Source organism: Streptomyces sp. WAC 06738, assembly GCF_003945505.1.
Classification (GTDB): Bacteria; Actinomycetota; Actinomycetes; order Streptomycetales; family Streptomycetaceae; genus Streptomyces.
Genome location: NZ_CP029618.1, coordinates 5,352,955 through 5,372,386, shown reverse-complemented (window position 1 = coordinate 5,372,386; position 19,432 = coordinate 5,352,955). Strand labels below are relative to the sequence as shown.

The 19,432-nt window shown below is 74.6% G+C and carries 12 protein-coding genes and 1 pseudogene; 9 read left to right on the top strand and 4 right to left on the bottom strand.

Going from position 1 to position 19,432, the window contains the following annotated elements; genetic code table 11:
• Positions 1–120: 120 nt before the first annotated feature.
• From DMB38_RS23850 to DMB38_RS23835, 4 genes are all read left to right on the top strand, one after another.
• Positions 121–2,394, top strand: coding sequence for an MMPL family transporter (locus DMB38_RS23850; RefSeq protein WP_125936878.1), 2,274 nt, complete (start codon positions 121–123; stop codon positions 2,392–2,394).
• 131 nt (positions 2,395–2,525) lie between these two features.
• Positions 2,526–4,709 carry a molybdopterin oxidoreductase family protein gene (locus tag DMB38_RS23845; RefSeq protein WP_125936877.1) on the top strand — a complete coding sequence of 728 codons (2,184 nt, stop codon included), beginning with the start codon at positions 2,526–2,528 and terminating at the stop codon, positions 4,707–4,709.
• A 14-nt stretch (positions 4,710–4,723) separates the two neighbouring features.
• The gene (locus tag DMB38_RS37535) at positions 4,724–6,175 is read left to right on the top strand and encodes an FAD-dependent oxidoreductase (RefSeq protein ID WP_276314969.1); all 1,452 of its coding nucleotides are present in this window, start codon (positions 4,724–4,726) and stop codon (positions 6,173–6,175) included.
• The gene (locus DMB38_RS23835) at positions 6,172–7,380 is read left to right on the top strand and encodes an FAD-dependent oxidoreductase (RefSeq protein WP_125936876.1); all 1,209 of its coding nucleotides are present in this window, start codon (positions 6,172–6,174) and stop codon (positions 7,378–7,380) included. The genes DMB38_RS37535 and DMB38_RS23835 overlap by 4 nt, the downstream gene beginning before the upstream one ends.
• Here DMB38_RS23835 and DMB38_RS37090 read toward each other — a convergent pair.
• The 3 genes and pseudogenes from DMB38_RS37090 to DMB38_RS37085 form a co-directional block, all read right to left on the bottom strand.
• Positions 7,373–8,080: a hypothetical protein gene (locus DMB38_RS37090; protein ID WP_240662437.1), complete on the bottom strand. Its 708-nt coding sequence runs from the start codon at positions 8,078–8,080 to the stop codon at positions 7,373–7,375. The two genes, DMB38_RS23835 and DMB38_RS37090, sit on opposite strands and share 8 nt — an antisense overlap.
• A 196-nt stretch (positions 8,081–8,276) precedes the next feature.
• The gene (locus DMB38_RS23825; RefSeq protein ID WP_240662736.1) at positions 8,277–10,517 is read right to left on the bottom strand and encodes a glycosyl hydrolase; all 2,241 of its coding nucleotides are present in this window, start codon (positions 10,515–10,517) and stop codon (positions 8,277–8,279) included.
• A 590-nt stretch (positions 10,518–11,107) separates the two neighbouring features.
• Positions 11,108–11,675 (bottom strand): annotated as a pseudogene (locus tag DMB38_RS37085) (helix-turn-helix domain-containing protein); the annotation flags it as partial.
• A gap of 88 nt (positions 11,676–11,763) precedes the next feature.
• Between DMB38_RS37085 and DMB38_RS23815 the strand changes: the two are divergent.
• Both DMB38_RS23815 and DMB38_RS23810 read left to right on the top strand, forming a co-directional pair.
• Positions 11,764–14,874 (top strand): BTAD domain-containing putative transcriptional regulator, encoded by a 3,111-nt coding sequence (locus tag DMB38_RS23815; RefSeq protein WP_125936874.1) that lies wholly within the window; start codon positions 11,764–11,766, stop codon positions 14,872–14,874.
• A 217-nt stretch (positions 14,875–15,091) separates the two neighbouring features.
• Positions 15,092–16,099, top strand: a complete 1,008-nt coding sequence (locus tag DMB38_RS23810; RefSeq protein WP_125936873.1) for a hypothetical protein — start codon at positions 15,092–15,094, stop codon at positions 16,097–16,099.
• A gap of 55 nt (positions 16,100–16,154) precedes the next feature.
• On the opposite strand, the gene DMB38_RS37530 is transcribed toward DMB38_RS23810, so the two are convergent.
• The gene (locus tag DMB38_RS37530) at positions 16,155–16,283 is read right to left on the bottom strand and encodes a hypothetical protein (protein ID WP_276314968.1); all 129 of its coding nucleotides are present in this window, start codon (positions 16,281–16,283) and stop codon (positions 16,155–16,157) included.
• Between the two features lie 240 nt (positions 16,284–16,523).
• Between DMB38_RS37530 and DMB38_RS23805 the strand changes: the two genes are divergently transcribed.
• From DMB38_RS23805 to DMB38_RS23795, 3 genes are all read left to right on the top strand, one after another.
• On the top strand, positions 16,524–17,471 hold the full coding sequence (locus tag DMB38_RS23805; RefSeq protein ID WP_125936872.1) for an alpha/beta hydrolase: 948 nt from the start codon (positions 16,524–16,526) through the stop codon (positions 17,469–17,471).
• A gap of 146 nt (positions 17,472–17,617) precedes the next feature.
• Positions 17,618–18,772, top strand: coding sequence for a histidine kinase (locus DMB38_RS23800; RefSeq protein ID WP_125936871.1), 1,155 nt, complete (start codon positions 17,618–17,620; stop codon positions 18,770–18,772).
• A complete protein-coding gene (locus DMB38_RS23795) occupies positions 18,769–19,431 on the top strand; it encodes a response regulator transcription factor (RefSeq protein ID WP_125936870.1) in 663 nt (220 codons plus the stop codon). Before DMB38_RS23800 ends, DMB38_RS23795 begins: the two co-directional genes overlap by 4 nt.
• Position 19,432 lies beyond the last annotated feature (1 nt).

Below are 19,432 nucleotides of genomic sequence, written 5' to 3'. Positions count from 1 at the left end.
CTCATCCCGTTGACTCCACCCTTTCGCGAGCGTTATAACTTCTCACCAAAGGAACGGCCTATACGAATCGGGAGATCGCCATGTCAGTCCTCACCCACCTCACCGAGGGGCGGTAGCCCGATGCTGTCGCGCATTGCCGAGCTGGCCATCCGCCGCGCCCGCCCCCTGCTCCTCCTCGCCGCGCTCGCGGTCGCCGTCATGGCCGTCGCCGGCTTCGGCGCCTTCGGCAAGCTCAGCGGCGGCGGGTTCAGCGACCCGAACGCCCCCTCCAGCCGCGCCGAGCGGGTCATCGACCAGGAGTTCGGCGGGGACACGAACCTCGTCCTGCTCGTCGACGCCGAACGCGGCGGCCCCGGCTCCCCCGCCGCCGCGGAGCGCGGCCGGCAGCTCGCCGACGGGCTGCGCGCCGAGGAGACCGTCTCCCACGTCGTGTCGTACTGGGACCGCGACGACGCCGCCCTGAAGTCCCGCGACGGCGACCAGGCCCTCGTCCTCGCCCACGTCGAGGGCGGCGACCGGCACGAGGGCGAGAACGCCGAAGCGCTGATGGCGAAGTACACCGGCGAGCGCGACGGCGTCTCCGTTCGCGCCGGCGGCTCCGCCGCCGTGAACAGCGACATGGCGACGCAGGTCGCGGAAGACCTCGCCCTCGCCGAGGCCGTCGCCATCCCGGTCACCCTCGTCCTGCTGCTGCTCGCCTTCGGCAGCCTGGTCGCGGCCCTGCTGCCGCTCGTCATCGGCCTGATCGCGATCCTCGGCACCCTCGCCGAGCTGTACGTGCTCGGCAGCGTCACCGACGTCTCCGTCCTCTCCGTCAACCTCACCACCGCGCTCGGCCTCGGCCTCAGCATCGACTACGGCCTGCTCCTCGTCTCGCGCTTCCGCGAGCAGTTGGCGGCCGGCGACTCCGTACCCGACGCCGTCCGCCGCACCGTCACCACCGCGGGACGCACCATCGCCTTCTCCTCCGCGGCCGTGATCGCCGCGCTGGCCGCGATGCTGGTGTTCCCGCTGGTCTCGCTCCGCTCGTTCGCGTACGCCGGGATCGGCGTGGTGGCGATCGCCGCGGTCAGCTCGCTGCTCGTCATCCCCGCGCTGCTCGCCGTGCTGGGCCACCGGGTCAACAAGGGCCGCATCCCCGGCACCCTCGCCGCCCACCGCGCCGACTCCCCGCTGTGGGGCCGTATCGCGGGCGCCGTGATGCGCCGGCCGGTGCTGGCCTCCCTGCCGGTGCTCGCCGTGCTGCTGCTCGCCGCGAGCCCGCTGCTGGGCGTCGGCTTCGGCACCCCCGACGAGCGGGTGCTGCCCGAGAGCGCGCAGAGCCGCCAGGTCACCGCGGAGCTGCGGGCCGGGTTCGCGGCCGGCGACGAGGACGCGGTGCAGATCGTCACCACCGGACCGGTCGGGGACGGCGCGCTCGGTGCGTACGCGAGCGACCTCTCCCGGCTCGAAGGCGTGCGCCAGGTCGACGCCGCCACCGGCAGCTACACCGACGGCCGGCACGCCGCACCGGGACCGGCCGCCGGAGCCCTCGCCGCCCCGGACGCCCGGCGGCTCACCCTCGTACACGACCTCGCCCCGGCCTCGGGCGCCGCGCAGGACCTCGTGCGCGACATCCGCGCCGTCGATCCGCCCGCGGGCGCGGAGGCGCTCGTCGGCGGCAGCGACGCCCGGCTGGTGGACTCCAAGGACGCCATCGCCGACGCGCTGCCCGTGGCCCTCGCCTGGGTCCTCGGCACCACGTTCGTGCTGCTCTTCCTCTTCACCGGCAGCGTGATCCAGCCGCTCCGCGCCCTCGTCCTCAACGCGGTCAGCCTCATGGCCACCATGGGCGCGCTGGTCTGGATCTTCCAGGACGGCCACCTCAGCGGCCTGCTGGACTTCACCGCCCAGCCGATGGAGACGGGCACGGTGGTGCTGATGTTCTGCGTCGTCTTCGGCCTCTCCATGGACTACGAGGTCTTCCTCACCAGCCGCATCAAGGAACTGCACGACGCCGGGGCGGCCCCCGCCGAGGCGGTCGCGAAGGGGCTCGCGGGCACCGGCCGGATCGTCACGATGGCCGCGGGGCTGCTGGCCGTCAGCTTCTTCGCCTTCGTCATCAGCGGCGTCAGCTTCATCCAGATGTTCGGTCTCGGCAGCGGGCTGGCGATCCTCGTCGACGCGGTGGTGGTGCGGGGCGTGCTCGTACCGGCGGCGATGCGGCTGCTCGGCCGGTCCGCCTGGTACGCGCCGGCGGCGCTGCGCAGGCTGCACGCGAAGGTCGGGCTGAGCGAGGGCCCGCGAGCCGCGGCGGCGGGGGGCACGGAGTCCACCGGGGCTCCGGCGTCCGTCGAGGTTCCCGGATCCCCGCAGGTCCACGACGTGGAGAAGCGGGAACCGGCGGGCGCGTAGCGCCCGGAATGCCCGACCTCACGCGGCGGGTGCGGGAGTTGACAGCAATCTGCCAATTCCCGCCCCGCCCCCGGCGGGCGATGATGCCCGTACGGCTCCGAAGTCGGTGACGCCTGAAGTGGGGTATCCGGATGAGCAGTGGCTCCTCGCGCGCACCGTACTCGCCGACCCCGCTCCCGCCGCCCCGATCCGCGGTGCACACGCACTGCCCGTACTGCGCCCTCCAGTGCGGCACCCGCCTGCGGCCCGGCGCCACCCCCGCGGAACCGCTGAGCGTGGAGCCCGACGCCGACTTCCCCGTCAACCAGGGCGGCCTGTGCCAGAAGGGCTGGACCGCCCCCGCCGTCCTCCGGGCCCAGGACCGGCTGCGCACCCCGCTCGTCCGCGACCGCACCGGCCGCCTCGCTCCCGCAGGCTGGGGCGCCGCCCTGGACACGGTCGCCGCCCGGCTGGCGGAGATACGCGCCGCGCACGGCCCCGACTCCGTCGCCGTCTTCGGCGGCGGCGGGCTGACGAACGAGAAGGCGTACCTGCTCGGCAAGTTCGCCCGCGTGGCCCTCGGCACCCGGATGATCGACTACAACGGCCGGTTCTGCATGTCGTCCGCCGCGGCGGCGGGCATCGCCGCCTTCGGCCTGGACCGCGGGCTGCCGTTCCCCGTCACCGACCTCGGCGAGGCCGACACCGTGCTCCTCGCCGGCGCCAACCCCGCCGAGACGATGCCCCCGTTGATGCGCCACCTCAACAAGGCCGGGGCCCTCATCGTCATCGACCCGCGCCGCACCGCCACCGCCGAGCGCGCCGCGCTCCACCTGGCCCCCGCCCCCGGCACCGACCTCGCGCTCGCGCTCGGGCTGCTGCACATCGCGGTCACCGAGGGGCGGCACGACGAGGAGTACGTCCGGGCCCGTACCGTCGGCTTCCGCGCCGCGTGGCGGCGGGCGGCGGGCTGGTGGCCGGAGCGCGTGGAGCTGGTGACCGGCGTGCCGGCCGACGCGCAGCGGGAGGCGGTGCGGCTGCTGAGCGAGGCGCGGCGCGCGTACGTCCTCAGCGGGCGCGGCGCCGAGCAGCACAGCAAGGGCACGGACACGGTGGCGGCGTTCGTCAACTTCGCGCTGGCGCTGGGGCTGCCGGGGCGGCCGGGCTCCGGGTACGGGTGCCTGACCGGGCAGGGCAACGGGCAGGGGGGCCGCGAACACGGTCAGAAGGCCGACCAGTTGCCCGGCTACCGGCACATCACGGACCCCGGGGCGCGGGCGCACGTCGCCGGGGTGTGGGGCGTGCCGCCGGAGAGCCTGCCGGGTCCCGGGCTGAGCGCGGCGGAGCTGCTGAACGCCCTGGGCACGGCGGACGGGCCGCGGGCGCTGCTGGTCTTCGGCTCGAACCCGGTGGTCTCGGCGCCGGACGCCGACCGGGTCCAGCGCCGGCTGGCGGAGCTGGACCTGCTGGTCGTCGCGGACTTCGTACCGTCGGAGACCGCGGCGATGGCGGACGTCGTCCTGCCGGTGACCCAGTGGGCCGAGGAGGAGGGCACGCTCACCAGCCTGGAGGGCCGCGTCCTGCGGCGCCACCGCGCCCTGACGCCGCCGCCGGGCGTACGCACCGACCTGGCCGTGCTCCACGAACTCGCCGTCCGCCTCGGCGAACCGCCCGACCGCTTCCCGGCGGAACCGCGCCGCGTCTTCGACGAGCTGCGCCGCGCGTCCAGCGGCGGCACGGCCGACTACGGCGGCGTCAGCTACGACCGCCTCGACGCGGGCGAAGCGCTGCACTGGCCCTGCCCCGCCACCCCCGAGGGCTCCCCGCCGCACCCCGGCACCCCGCGGCTCTTCCTCGACCGCTTCGCCCACCCGGACGGCAAGGCGCGCTTCCAGGACGTCGACCACCGCGAGCCGGCCGACGCGCGCGACGACCGGTTCCCGCTGTGGGCGACGACGGGGCGGCAGCTCGCGCACTACCAGTCGGGCGCGCAGACCCGCCGGGTGCCCGAGCTGGTACGGGCCGCGCCGGAGGCGATCGTGGAGATCCACCCGGACACGGCGGCGCGGGCCGGTCTCGCGGAGGGCGAGCTGGCGCGGGTGCGCTCGCCGCGCGGCGCGGTGCTGGCGCGGGTGCGGCTGGTGGCGACGCTGCGGACGGACACGGTGTTCCTGCCGTTCCACTTCCCGGGCCACGGGCGGGCGAACCTGCTGACGGGGACGGCGCTCGACCCGCGCAGCCGGATGCCGGAGTTCAAGGTGAGCGCGGTGAGCGTGGAGCCGGTGGGGCTGCCGGAGCGGGTGCGGGAGCCGGCGGTGCGGGGCGCGACGGGATGAGGCGTACGGGCACGGTGCGGCAAAGGCGCCGGGCGCGGGCCGGGCAACCCGCTGCCGCGGCGGGCGGGTTCGGGCCCCGCGAGACCCCACCGGCCTCCCGCATCGTGATCGTCGGCGGCGGCCCCGTGGGCCACCGTGTCGCCGAACGCCTGCGCCACCACGGCCACGACGGACCCGTCACCCTCCTCGACGCCGAACCCGGCCCGGCGTACCACCGCGTCCTCCTCCCCGCCGTCCTCGACGGCAGCCTCACCCCCGCCGACCTCCGGCTGCCCGACCTCCCGGACGTCACCCTCCGCCACGGCGTCTCCGCGGCCGGCATCGACCGCCGGCTGCGGCAGGTGCGTACGACGGAACACGACCGGATTCCGTACGACACCCTCGTGCTGGCCACCGGCGCCCGCCCGCACCTCCCGCCCGTCCCGGGCCTGCGGCACGCCTCGGGCTGGCTGATCGACGGCGTCACCGGGCTGCGTTCGCGCACCGACTGCGCCCGCGTGCGCGGCGACGAGATCGTCGTCCTCGGCGGCGGCCCGCTCGGCGTGGAGACCGCGGCGGCGCTGCGCCGCGCGGGCCGCCGGGTCACGCTGGTGCACCCGGGCCCGTACCCGCTGGACGCCCGCCTCGACGCCGAGGCGGGCGAGGTGCTGACCCGGCATCTGGACGGGCTGGGCGTCGGGTTGGAACTGGGCCGGGTGGCCGCGGAGGTGCAGCCGGGGAAGGTCGTGCTCGCCGACGAGTCGCCGCTGGCCTGGGACACCCTCCTGTGCTGCACGGGCGTCCGCCCCCGCACGAGGCTGGCGGAGGCGGCGGGCCTGGCGGTACGGACCGGGGTGCTGGTCGACGCCGCGGGCCGCACGAGCGACCCGGCGATCCGCGCGGTCGGCGACTGCACGGAGCCCGGGGGTTCGCTGCACACGGGCTGGGAGCAGGCGGAGGCGGTGGCGCGGTCGCTGACGGGCAAGGGCGCGCCGCGGGGACTCGCCGCCGGGCGGCGCCCGGTGTTCCGGCTGCGGGTGCCGGGGCTGACGCTGGGGGTGCTGGGCGACGGGCGGGGCGACGCGGGGGACGAGATCGTCACGTACCGCGACCCGGCCCGCGGCCGCTACGCCCGGCTCTCGCTCGACGCCGCGGGCCGCCTGCGAGCGGCCGTCCTGACCGGCCTCCCCCAGGCTCTGGCCACCCTCACCCAGCTCTACACCACGGACACCCCCCTCCCGGAAAGCCGCCTGGCGCTCCTCCTCGGCCGCCCCGCCCCGCGCACGGGCCCCCTGCCGGAACTGCCGCCGGAGGCGGTGGTGTGCCGGTGCAACAACGTGACGAAGGGGGCGCTGGCCCAGGCGTGGGAAGGGGGCGCGCAGACGGCGGAGGCGCTGGCGAAGGCGACGAGGGCGACGACGGGGTGTGGTTCGTGCGTGGAGGAAGTCCGGGAGATGTGCGCGGAGTTCGCGGGCAGCACGTCATGAAGCGCCTGCTGGTGATCGGCTACGGAATGACGGCGCACCGCCTGGTGGCGGAGGTGCGCGCCCGGGACGGCGGGGACCGGTGGCAGATCACGGTGCTGGGCGAGGAGAGGCACGGGGCGTACAACCGCATAGGGCTGACGGACAGATTGCGGGGCGTAGAGGATGCGGACCTGAAGCTGGAAACCCAGGAGGACCAGGGACTGCGCATCCTCACCCGTACAAGAGCGGCGGAAATAGACAGGCCGGCACGCCAAGTGGTGACGGCAGAGGGGGAACGCCTGCCGTACGACGCGCTGGTGCTGGCGACGGGGGCTGTCCCCGCCCGACCGCCGCTGCCGGGGGCGGAGCTGCGGGGGTGTTACGTCTACCGGACGCTGGACGACGTCAACGCGATCCGCAGGGCGGCGGAGACCGCACCGGGGAAGAGGGCGGTCATCGTGGGCGGGGGCTTGCTGGGCCTGGAAACGGCGGAGGCACTCGGCCGCCACCTGGGCGTACGCCCGCACGTGGTGGAGGCGGCCCCGCACCTGATGCCGGCGCAACTGGACCCGACGGCGGCGGAGTTACTGGCGGCGGGCCTGAGCAGAAGAGGCATCGATCTCCACCCAGGACGGGCACTCCAGTCCATCGACGCGGGACGGGACGGGACCGTGTCAGGGGTGACCCTGACGGACGAAACCCGCGTCAGGGCAGACCTGGTGATCTTCACCGCGGGCACCCGCCCCCGCGACGACCTGGCGGCGACGGCGGACCTGCCCAGGGGCGAGAGGGGCGGCTACCTGGTGGACGAGGACTGCCGCACCCCGGACCCGGCGATCTGGGCGATAGGGGACTGCGCGGCGATCAACGGCCGCCGCACGGGAACGGTGGCCCCCGGCTACCACATGGCAACCACAGTCGCCGGCCACCTCACCGACAACCCCACCCCGCCACCTCCGCTCTCCCCGGCGGAACCGTCAACGGTGCTGAAACTCCCGGGCGTAGACGTCGCCAGCATGGGCAACCCCCACGCCACGGGGGAGGCCACGGTAGAACTCACCTACACCCACACCGCCCCGGCTCCCCGCTACGCCAAACTCATCCTGGACCCGGAAGCGAACACCCTCCAGGCAGCCATCCTCCTGGGCCACCCGACGGCCTACCCCCGCCTCCACGCCCTGATAGGCCAGGAACTCCCAGCCCCCGCAGAACAACTCCTCACCTGACCCGCTGCTCCTGCGCCTCGGCCAGCCGCTCGACCTGCTTTTTGATCAAGTCCACCGGAAAGGGCGTGGTGCGCCCCAGGTCGTACCTGCTGAAGGTCGCGATGACGTCACCGACCCGCACCACGGTGAAGTGCTCCACCCGCTCTCGCGGATCATCAGGATGATCCGACGGAATGATCTCCAGAAAGGTCAGGGACTCGTCACCGAACTCGGCGGTCGATCTTTCTTCGATCCTTGCCCGGAAATCTCCGGCGTAGCTCTCACCCTCGTATGGTTCGCAACGGTCAAGCGCCTCCCGGAGGCTATCGAACTCGCTCTCCGCCCGCCCCGCTGGGTAAGCGGCGATAATCGAATCACCGGGGAAGATGCTGTCCTTCCAGTTGAATATCTGAGACACTCCGGCAGATGAATTATTGCCGCCGCGGACGTCAACAACGAATTGACAGTAAGGATCCGATACGGGCGGAAATTTACGCTCCCATTCCTCCGCCGCAAACTCCGTTACCTCCATACCCCCCTCGCGCGCCTGCAGCACCTCGCCATCCTTGAAGGTAAGCGCTTTGAGCTCCGCCCCCGTCAGAGGTTCCGGCGCGGACTCCACCACCTTGCTCGCCCGCGGTTTCTTTTCCTCCGATTCGGCATCCTGCTGGGCCGAACAGCCGGACAGAAAAGCGAGGCCGGCGATCAGCGCGCCGGCCACGGGTACCAGGTACCGCATACAGAAGCCCCACCCCTGTGACAACGAACGTAACGTTGCATCAACCTAGCGTTACCGACACCTCTGGACTAGACCTTCCCGGACAGATAATCCCGATAGTTACGGACAAGGTGCGCCCCGCGCCGCCCCGCGGGGTCGGGGTTCAGGGCGGCGCGGGGCACGGGTGGGGGCCGGTGGGTCAGCCGGTTTCGGTGGTGGAGGAACGGGGCGGGACCCTCAGGGTTTTGCCGTCGGAGAAGGTCACCGTCTGGTCCGTCGCGCCGTAGTTGTGTGCCGCGTACGTCCTCGTGCCGCCCGTCGCGAAGACCGCCGCCGTCGGGCTGTCCGCCGTCACCGTGGGGTCCGGGGCGCCCGTCGCCGCCAGGGTGTGGATCCAGTGGTAGACGTGCGCCCACGACTCGCCGGCTTCCGGCGCGTACGTGCCGCCGCCGCCCGCCGCGTACGCCGCGCGCGCCGCGGCCGGGTCGCTCAGGGCCTGGAACTCCCAGAGGAGTTCGCGCCATTCGACCGCCGGGCCGCCGTTCTCGCGCTCCATCTCCGCGAGGTTCCGGTCGATCGCCGCCTTGTCGCGGGCCAGGTGCAGCGAGGCGCCGGTGACCGGGAGGACGTTGATGCCGTGGATCTCCTCCGGGTTGCCCGTCCACCACGTGGCGTGCGCGCCGCCCGCGCTCCACACCATCCCCAGCGTGTTGTGCTGGAAGTCCGCCGGGAAGGCGTCCTCGTCGGCGTCGAACCAGTAGTTGCGTACGGCCTCCGACTCCGTCGTCAGCAGGTACACGCCGAGGTCGCGCAGTTCGGTGTCGCCCGTTGCGGCGCCGAACATGATGAGGCCGGCGCTGAGGTTGACCGACTCCGACGACGCCTCCTGGTTGTTGCCCGCCGCGAAACCCGCGTGGCCCGCGGCCCAACTGTGGCCGGCGTAGACGTCGAAGCCGCGCAGGAACGGGTAGCGGTCGCCGTCGCGGGCCGGGTTGGCGGCGTCGGCGATCAGTTCGCGGACCATGCCGCCCCAGGCGGAGTCCGCGGCCCAGGCGGGGTCGTACTGGGCGACGACGGCGGCGGCCATGACGTAGTAGCCGTAGTGGAAGTGGTGGTCGTTCAGCTCCGTGTCGCTGCCGTACGAGGCCGGGTAGCCGGTGAGCGTCTTCCACACCGTGTCGTACGAGAACTCCGTCTCGCCGCCCGCCGTGAACCACTCCTCCAGCCGCGCCTTCATCACCCCGAGGATCTTGTCCCGCGCCTGGGCCGCGCCCACCTGGTCGGCGAGCGGCACGACCTGCGCGAGGCGGCCGAGGGCCTTGCCCGTCCAGTACGTGTCGGCGCGGCCGACGGCGGCGGTGTCGGCGACCTCGTTGACGAAGGCGGTCAGCCGCCCCTGGTCCACCCCGCCCGACTTCGGCAGCGCCGGCAGGACGCCGGTGACGTCCTGGGAGGTGGTGAAGGAGGCGCCCTCGCGGACCTTCATCGTGCCGCGCGGCGAGACGTACTCGTACGCCGTGAGCTGGTCGGAGGTGTGCTTCCACTGGTGCGGGTAGAGCGCCTGGAGGGTGCCGGTCTCGGTGCCTTCGCGGGCTTCCGTCTGCAGGGTGTACGTGGCGTTCATGCGGCCCTGGTCCTGCGCGTAGTCCCAGTCGACGCGGGAGCCGGTGACGAAGCTGAAGGCGTAGCGGCTGAAGGTCTCGAAGGCGCCGGGGTCCGGCAGCACGGCGACGGAGTAGTAGTCCTTGCCGCCGAGGTCGGCGCTGAGGGTGCTGCCGGAGACGGTCCAGTCGCTGCCGGTGGGGGCGAAGAGCGCGTAGTGCTTGCCGCCGACGGTGATGCCGAGGGCGTTGCCGTCGTCGGCGAAGACCTGGGGCGCGGCGGCGGCGGTGATCTGCGCGGCGCCGCCGGTGGCCTCGGCGTAGACGTACGGGCTGCCGTGGCCGATGGTGGCGCGCAGGGTGCGGCCGCCGCCGGACCAGTACGGGCTGACGGTCCAGTCGGACCAGCCGTCCGCCCGGGCGTCGGGCGCGTTGAGGCCGGCGACGCCGAGGGTGAGGTCGGCCTTGTGCTGGAACTCGTACTGCACGCCGCCCCCGACGACGACGTGCTCGGTGGCGTACCCGACCTCGAGGCCGCCGGCCACGGCGCGGTAGCTGAGGGGGTGGCCGAACATGGGCAGGGAGTACGGGTTGTCGGCGGCCCGCTGGAAGGCGAGCGACGACCACCAGTCGTTGGTCGGTACGGGCCGGTCCGCGACCCGCTCGGTCACCTTCGGCGTCACCGGCTGCCCGGCGTTGTCGACGGGCCCCGAGGTGCCGGGCGGCCGGGTGTCGGAGTAACTCCCCCGCCCCACCGGTATCTCGGCGGCGGCCGCCGGCCCGGCGGGCAGCGCGGCCCCGGCGGCGACGGTGGCGGCGGCGGTGAGGGCCAGGAGGATGCGTCTGTGCTTCGGATGTGGTCCCACGAGCTGCGTACCTCGCAATGAGTGGGGGACAAAGGAGGGTGAGAGCGCTCTCAGAGGGGCGTGGCAGAAACTAGAGCCGCCCGAAACCGCTGTCAACACCTCTCGTCAGGACTCAACCCGACGTCCACTCATCCGCGTTCAGTTTCTGAACGCACCCGGGGCCCCCGCTACGGGACGAAGCCGGCCCCGGCCGTACGGGACCGGACGACCCCGCACGGCGGACCCGGCGGTGGCCGCCGGGTCGGGGTCGGTGTCGGGGCGCTGACCGGGGGGTTTGCGGTGGAGGTCAAAGGGGTCGTCCGCGGAGGGCCCGGCGGGTGATCGTGGTGTCCGCAACGCGGAGGGCCGGGTGGACACGGCCCGGCCCTTCCGTTGCACCCCGTGCAGGCACGCACGGGGAGTGCAAGAGGGGGGATTCGTGCTGACCACTCCGGCTCCGCCCGCAGCCGCACCGGATCCGCACCGCGTCCGGCCGCCGGGCCGGGCCCCGGGCCGTACCCCGGCCCGCGGTCCGGTCGGAGGCCCGGCCACGCGGTCCGGTCGGAGGCCCGGTCCGCGGTCCGGTCCCCGGCCCGCCGGGCCGCCGCCGCGCCCGCCCCGCCCGCCCCGCCTGCCTCGCCGGACGCGCGCAGCACCGCCGCGCCCGCCGGGGTGAGGGTGTGCAGCACCGAGCCGCCGTCGCGGACCGTGGTGATCAGGCCCGCGCCGCGCAGCGTGCCCGCGTGGCGGCTGGCCGCGGAGGCGGAGACACCGGTGGCGCGGGCGAGTTCACCCGTCGTCGCGCCGTGCGCGGTGGCGTGCGGGACGGCCGCCCGGGCCCGGCCGAGGAGCGCGGCGAGCCGCTGCTCCGGGGGACGGCCGGGACCGGGGGGTACGGGGGCCCGCCGGTGGTCGACCGGGTACCAGAGGACGGGCGGGAGTCCGGGGTCCGCGAGGCTCACGGGGGCGTCGGCTGCGAAGTACGACGGCACGAGCGTCAGGCCCCGCCCGTCCAGCCGGAGGTCCCGGTCCACCCCGGCGGGGCAGCGCACCTCCAGCACCGGCCTCGCGCCAGCGCATCGCCGGCGCGAGGCCGGCGAGCATCCCCTCCGAGCCACCGTGCGGCAACTCGCGGACCCGGGCGGCCCGCTCGCGGAACGCACCCGGCACGGACCTTGCAGGAACCTGGCATCCGCAGGCAGAGCCGCCCGGCGGGCGGCCAGGCAGACGAAGGACGCGCATGGAGTTTCACCTGCTCGGCCCGATCGACGCCGTGGCAGCCGATGGCCGTCCCGTCGATCTCGGGCCCGCGCGGCAGCGGAGCGTCCTCGCCACGCTGCTGCTCGACGCGGGCCGCGCGGTGCCCACGGCGCAGCTCGTCCACCGGGTGTGGGGGCACGCGGCGCCGCAACGGGCCACGGAGACGCTGTACAGCTACCTGTCCCGCCTGCGCCGCACCCTGGCCGGCTCGCAGGCAAGCCTCAACCGCAGCCCCGACGGCTACGAACTGGCCGTAGGACCCGCCGGCTCGGTGGACGTCCACCGCTTCCGCCTGCTCCTCACCCGCGCCCGCGCCGCGACGACGACCGCCGACGCCGCGGCCGCCGGGCTCTTCCGCGAGGCACTCGCGCTCTGGCGCGGCCTGCCGTTCCCCGGCGTCGACACGCCGTGGTTCAACGGCGTACGCGAAGCCCTCGCCAAGGAGTTGTTCGCCGCGGAGCTGGACAGCGCCGACGTGCGGCTGCGCCTCGGCGACCACGCCGCGCTGCTGACCGGACTCGCCGCCCGCAGCGCCGCCCACCCGCTCGACGAGCGGCTGGCCGCCCAGTACATGACCGCCCTCTACCGCTGCGGCCGCCCGGCCGACGCGCTCGACCACTACCGGCGCATCCGCCGCCTGCTCGCCGAGGAACTGGGCATCGACCCGGGCCGGCCGCTCCAGCAGGTGCACCAGGCCGTCCTGGGCGGCGACCCGGAGCTGAGCGTGCCGGAGCCCGCCGGGGCCACCCCGGTGCGGCGGCCGGAGTCCGCCCCGCCCGCGTGGCTGGCGCAGTGCCAACTGCCGCCCGCCGTACGCGGCTTCGCCGGCCGCACCGATCTCGTCGCCCGCCTCGCGGAACTGCTGGAGTCACCCGACGCCGCGCCCGTCGTCGTCTCCGGCTCGCCGGGGGTCGGCAAGTCGGCGCTGGCCGTCCACCTCGGCCACCGGCTGCGGCGGGCGTTCCCCGACGGCCAGTGGTACGTACGGCTCCAGGGCACCCGCGAACGCCCCCGGGACCCCGCCGACGTCCTCGCCGCCCTGCTCCGCGCCTCCGGCGAGGACGCCGCCGCCGTCCCCGAGTCGCTGGAGGACCGTGCCGGGGCGTTCCGCGGCCGGGTCGCCGACCGCCGCGTGCTGCTGGTGCTCGACGACGCCGCGGACGCCGAGCAGGTACGCCCCCTGCTGCCCGGCACGGCGGGCGTCGCTGTGCTCGTCACCAGCCGCTCCGACCTGCGGGGCCTGACGGCCAGCCACGCGGCGCACCCCGTACCGCTGGACGTGCTGCGCCCCGGCGAGGCCGGCGACCTGCTCGCCGGCATCCTCGGCGAGCGGCGCGTCGCCGCCGAGCCCGCGGCGACGGCGCGGCTGGCGGAGCTGTGCGCCCGGCTGCCGCTGGCGCTGCGGATCGCCGCGGCCAACCTGGCGGCGCGGCCGGGGCGTTCCCTGGAGGCGTACGCGGACGAGCTGGCCGGCGACGGGCGGCTGGCGAAGCTCTCCATCGCAGGCGACCGCGAGGCCGCGGTCCGTACCGCCTTCGACCACTCCTACGCCGCCCTGGAGCCGGCCGCCGCCCGGCTCTTCGGCCTGCTCGGGCTCCACCCGGGGCCCGACTTCACGGCGGCGTCGGCCGCCGCGCTGCTCGGCTGCCCGCCCGCGGCGGCCGAGGAACCGCTGGACCGGCTGGCGACGGCGGGGCTGGTGCAGCACACGGGCGCCGACCGGTTCCAGTTCCACGACCTGCTGCGGCTCTACGCCGCCGAGCGGGCGGCGGCGGACCCGGGGCACGAGGCCGCGTGGCGGCGGCTCTGCGACTGGTACCTGACCTCCACGGACGCCGCCACGGCCGTCGACTTCCCGGGCCTGGCCCAGCTTCCCCGCCCCCGTCAGCCCTCCGGCCGGTTCCGCGCCGGACCGCAGGCGCTCACCTGGCTCGACGCGGAACGGGCCAACCTCGTCGCCGTCGTCAGCCGCGCCGCCACGGCAGGGCCGTACGCGATCGCCTGGCAACTGGCCGACCAGTTGCGGATGTTCTTCTTCTACCGCCGTCACCAGCCCGAGTGGCGGGCGACGGTCACGGCCGCGCTGCGCGCGGCGGAAGAGCACGGCGACGTGCTGGCGCGCGGGGCGATGTACCACAGCCTGGGGCTGCTGCGGCAGAGCACCGGCGACTCCGGCGCCGCGCTCGCAGCCCTGCACCGCGCGCTGGACGACTACCGTGCCACCGGCCACAAGCACGGCGAGGCGGCGATCCTCAGCAACCTGGCCGTCCACGCGGGCCAGCACGGCGAGATGCGCCGGGCGCTGCACTGGCAGGAGCAGAGCATGGAGGTGCTGCGCTCCCTGGACATGCCGGTGCAACTGGCCAACTCGCTCAACACCCTGGGGCTGATCCACGTCTACCTCGGGCAGCTCGACAGCGGACTCGCGTGCACCACCGAGTCGATCAAGGTCTGCCTGCACCACCGGCAGCCCTCGCGGGCCATCAGCCCGCTGATCAACCGTTCCCTCGTCCACCACCACCTGGGACGGTACGAGGAGGCCCTGGCGGACGCCACCGAGGCCCTGCGGCTCTGCCGGGAGCACCGCGAACGCCACAACAAGGCCGACGCCTACGAGGCCGTCGCCCGCGCCCACCTCGGCAGGCGCCGCCCCGACCTCGCCGGGCCCCACGCGGAACGGGCCCTCAGGACCGCCCGCGAGGGCGGCGACCCCACGGAGGAGGCGGACGCCCTGATCACCCTCGCACGCCTGCACCGCATGCGCGGCGACCTCACCCGTGCCGCGGACCACCTCACGGCGGCCCTGGCCCTCACCCGCCGCTGCGCCTTCCGCCACCAGGAGGCCGAGGCCCACGCCGCCCTGGCCCTCCTCCGTCTCGACACCGGCGACCCGGCCACGGCCACGGACCACGCCGAACTCGCCCTGGCCACGGCCCGCGAACTCGGCCTCCCCCTCACCGCCCACCACGCCCTGACGGCCCTCGCGGCGATCGCCCACGCGACGCACACCCCCGGCAAGGCCGCCCGCCACACGGCAGAGGCCCACCGCATCGAAAAGAGAACGGGCTACCACCCACCCCCGAACCCCTGACCCGGGACGGGCGGTTCAGCGGTCCCCGTACGGGGCGGGGGTGATTACCCGTGATTAGCTTGCGGGTTGCCTTGACGGCCTTCGGAGGGTGGCGGCACAGTCCCGGTAATACGCATTAGCCGCCGCCCCTTCCGGGTCCCGCTCCCCCGCTCATGCGTATGAGCACGTCGCGTCGCGCGCAGCCGCCCCACCCCCCGCAGCCGACAGAGGAGCCCCCATGACACTCGACCGCCGCCGCTTCCTGCGCACCGCCTCCGCCGCGTCCGCCGTCACCGCCGGCGGTGGCCTGATCGCCCTCGGCGGGGCCGGTGCCGCCCCGGCGGCCGCCGCGCCCGGGGGGTTTCCCGACTACCGGTACGTGCGCACGCTGCTGGTCCCCGGGCAGCTCTCGTACAACCCCAGCGGCGAGATCATCTTCCCCTGCGTCCGCGGCGTCTACGACCGCCTCTCCGCCCCGCTCGGCCGCTACTACCTCTACTACGCCCCCCACGAGAACCCCGGCGGCATCTGCCTCGCCCACGGCGACTCCCTGGAGGGGCCGTTCACCGAGTACCCGCGCAACCCGGTCGTCAAGAACGTCTGGTCCCCGCACTACAGCGTCAGCCACGTCTCCTCCCCCCACGTCATGTGGCACGCCGGGAGCCGCGAGCTGTGGCTCTACTTCCACGGCGAGAACAACACCACCCGCCTCGCCCGCTCCAAGGACGGCATCGCCTTCACGTACGACAAGACCGTCCTCACCACCGCGATGCTCCCCGCCGGCACCACCGAGACGTCGTACGCCCGCGTCTTCCCGTACGAACTCCCGGGCCGCGGCGCCCACTACGTCATGCTCTTCATGCGCAACGACCGCACCAACCACCGCGACATCGGCTGGGGCTGGTCGGCCGACGCCCGCACCTGGACGTTCGACCCCGCGCCGCTCATCGACCACGCCGCCGTCGGCGCCTCGGACGTCTCCGGCGCGCACCTGCTGGAGCGGGGCGGCAGCGCGTACGTCGTCTACCACACCGACAAGGGCAGCGGCGGGAACATCCTCATCACCGAGGTCGGCGCCGACTTCTCCCGCCGCAACCACCTCGGCGTCTTCTACGACTCCCGCACCACGGGCCCCGAGAACGGCCGCGCCGCGGCCCCGGCGTTCGGCACCGACCGCGGCGTGCCGTACATGATCTACGAGGCCGGCGAGCGCCTCTCCGGCGTCATCGCCATGGCCCGCGGCTGACGCGCCGCGTGCGCCGTCCCCGCGTGCGGGGACGGCGCACCGCGACGGCGGCCGGCTACCGCAGCACCCGCACCGGGTCCCCGTCGCCGTCCACCGCCGTCGCCTCGTACGCGGTCGACCCGCTGTCGATCCCGTACTCCTCCAGGTCGACGGTGAGATACGCGAGCGCAGCCGTACGCGCCATCCGCCCGCGGGCGATGGGCCGTACCCGCCCGCCGCCACCCGAAACCGGCGGCGCACCGGCCGCTGTCCCCCGCGCGAGCTACGCGCAGGTGTCCTCCCTGCGGTGACGATTCCGGGGCCGCCGGGTCCCTAGCGTTCTGGGCAACCGGAGTGCGGCCGGCCGACCACCGGCCGCCCCGGCCGAACCGGCCGACCGGGCCGACCCGGCCGGCACCGCCGACTCCGCCCGGATTCCCGCTCATTGGAGGACATCGTGTTCCGCAGCATCCGCAGCAACGGCACCGCGACGGCACTGGTCTGGCTGTGCTGTACGGCGGCCGGCGCAGGGCTCGTCGGCTGCTCGGACTCCTCGGACGACGACGGCACCGACGCGGCCGGCGGCGGCGCGTCCGCCGCCGCCCAGGAGCGTACGGCCGACGAGAACCTGCTCACCGGCATCGAGAAGATCGACGTCGGCGGGCAGTCTGTCAACGTCTCCTGCTCCGGCAGCCCCGCCGAGGGCCGGCCGGTGATCGTCCTGCTCTCCGGGGGCGGCGACGACCTGACGAAGCTGGCCGGCATCCAGAAGACGCTGAGCGCCGGGGACCGCGTCTGCTCGTACGACCGGCTGGGCCAGGGCGCCAGCGACAAGCCCGAGGGGCCGCAGACGATCGAGAGCACGGGGAAGGTGCTGACCGGGGTGATCGAGCAGGTCGCGGGCGACCGGCCGGTGGTGCTGGCGGGGCACTCGCTGGGCGGGCTGATCTCCGCGCGGTACGCGCCCGACCACACCGACCGGGTCAAGGGGCTGGTCCTCATGGACGCCACCTCGCCGACCCAGAACGCCGACCTGGCCCGCGAGATCCCCGACTCCGCCACCGGCCCGGCGGTCGAACTCCGCGACGAGACCCTCGCGATCCTCGGCGGGAAGGGGCCGGAGAAGCTGACGGTGACGGACGGGGAGGTGCGGTCCGCGGGGGACATCCCGGTCGAGGTGATCCGGCACGGGAAGGAGTACCTGGCGACGGTGCCGGAGTACGGGCCGGGGCTGGAGCGGGCGTGGCTCGGGGGGCAGCGCAAGTGGCTGGCGCTGTCGGAGCGGAGCGAGCTGAGCACGGCGGAGAACAGCGAGCACTACATCTACGCGGACGAGCCGGAGGTGGCCGTACGGGCGATCCGGAAGGTCGCGGACCAGGCCGCCCGGGGCTAGACGCGGGTACGGGGCGGCGCGGGCACGGGCAGGGGGGGCGGACGGTGCGGGTCATGCCGGGAACACGGGGCGGCGGCTCCCCCACCGGCCCGCCCCCCACCGGCCCGTCCCCCGGCGGCCCCTCCCGCCGCCGCTACACTCCACCGGTGACGCGTCTTCGGCAACTCCCGGAGCGGTGGCGCCGGTTCGACGTCACGGTACGGGACCTCCCCCTCGGGCTCCTCATCCTCTTCGCCGCCCTCCTCCCGGCGTCCCACACCCACGGCACCCAGCTCGGCGGCCTCCCCGGACGCGACTTCGACGCCCTCGCCGTCGCCGCGGTCGCGTTCCAGTGCCTGCCCCTCGCCCTCCGCCGCCGGTGGCCGCTGCTCTGCCTCACCCTGGTCACGGCCGGCTTCGCCGTCGACCAGCTCCGCGGCTACCACTCCCTCGCCGGCACCGCCCAGGCCATCGCCCTGATGAGCGCGGGCGCCCACCTGGAGCGCCACCGCCGCCCCCTCGCCCTGCTCTTCTCCGCCGTGTACGTCGCGCTGGCGATCGCGCTCGTCGGGGTGGGCGGAACCGAGGGCCCGAGCGAGTTCGTCATGTACTACCTGGCGATGGCCCTGGTGTGGGGCACGGGGTCGTGGCTGCGCTCGACCCGGGCGGCGGAGGCCGCGCACCGGCGCCGGGTCGCCGAGGACACCCGTACCGCGGAACGTACGCGCATCGCCAGGGAGTTGCACGACGTCGTGACCCACCACGTGACGGCGATGGTCGTGCAGGCCGAGGCCGCCCGCTATCTGACCGCCGCGCCCGACCGACTCGACGTGACCCTGGCCGCCGTGACCGACACCGGCCGGCGCGCCCTCACGGACCTGCGGCACCTGCTCGACGTGCTCGACCCCGGCTACGACGGCGAGGCCGGCATCCCGGCGGCGGGCAGGCTGCTGACGCTGGTGGAGCAGACGCGGCAGGCGGGGCAGCCGGTGGAGTTCACGGAGAAGGGCACGCCGCCGGAGTCGACGGGCAGCGCCGACCTCGTGGCGTACCGCGTCGTGCAGGAGGCGCTGACGAACGCGCTGAAGCACGCGCGCGGCAGCGCCACGTCCGTCGAAGTGCACCACGGGGCGGGCGAGATCACGGTGGAGGTGAGCACGGCGGGCGCCGCCTCGCCGGCCGCCTCGCCCGGCGGCAGCGGCCGGGGGCTCGCGGGGCTGCGGGAGCGGGTGGACGTGCTGGGCGGCGAGTTCAGCGCGGGCGGGGAGACGGGCGGCGGCTTCGTCGTACGGGCCCGGATCCCGGCGGGCAGTGCCTCGTGACCGCGCCGATCCGCGTCCTGATCTGCGACGACCAGGTCCTGGTCCGTACCGGCCTGGTGACCATCATCGGCGCCCAGGAGGACCTGGAGGTGGCGGGCGAGTGCGGCGACGGCGAGGCCGCCGTCGAACTCGCGGGCCGGCTGCGCCCGGACGTCGTGCTGATGGACGTGCGCATGCCGGTGCTCGACGGCATCGAGGCCACCCGCCGGCTGGCCGGCGCCCGGGTGCCGCGCCCCGCGAAGGTGCTCGTGCTGACGACGTTCAACCTGGACAAGTACGTGTACGAGGCCCTGCGCGCCGGGGCCGCGGGCTTCCTCCTCAAGGACGCGCCGCCGGCCCAGCTCCTGCACGGCATCCGCACCGTGGCCACCGGCGCGGCCCTGCTGGACCCCGAGGTGACGCGCAAGCTCGTCGGCCGCTACGCCGCCCGCATCCGCCCCGCCGACGGCGGCACCCCGCCCGGCATCCCGCTGACGCCGCGCGAACTCGAAGTCCTCCGCCTCATCGCCGACGGCCTGTCCAACGGCGAGATCGCCGCTGCGCTGCAGCTCAGCCACGAGACGGTCAAGACGTTCGTGTCCCGCATCCTCACCAAGCTCGATCTACGGGACCGGGTGCAGGCCGTCGTCTACGCGTACCGGCAGGGCCTGGTGACCTGAC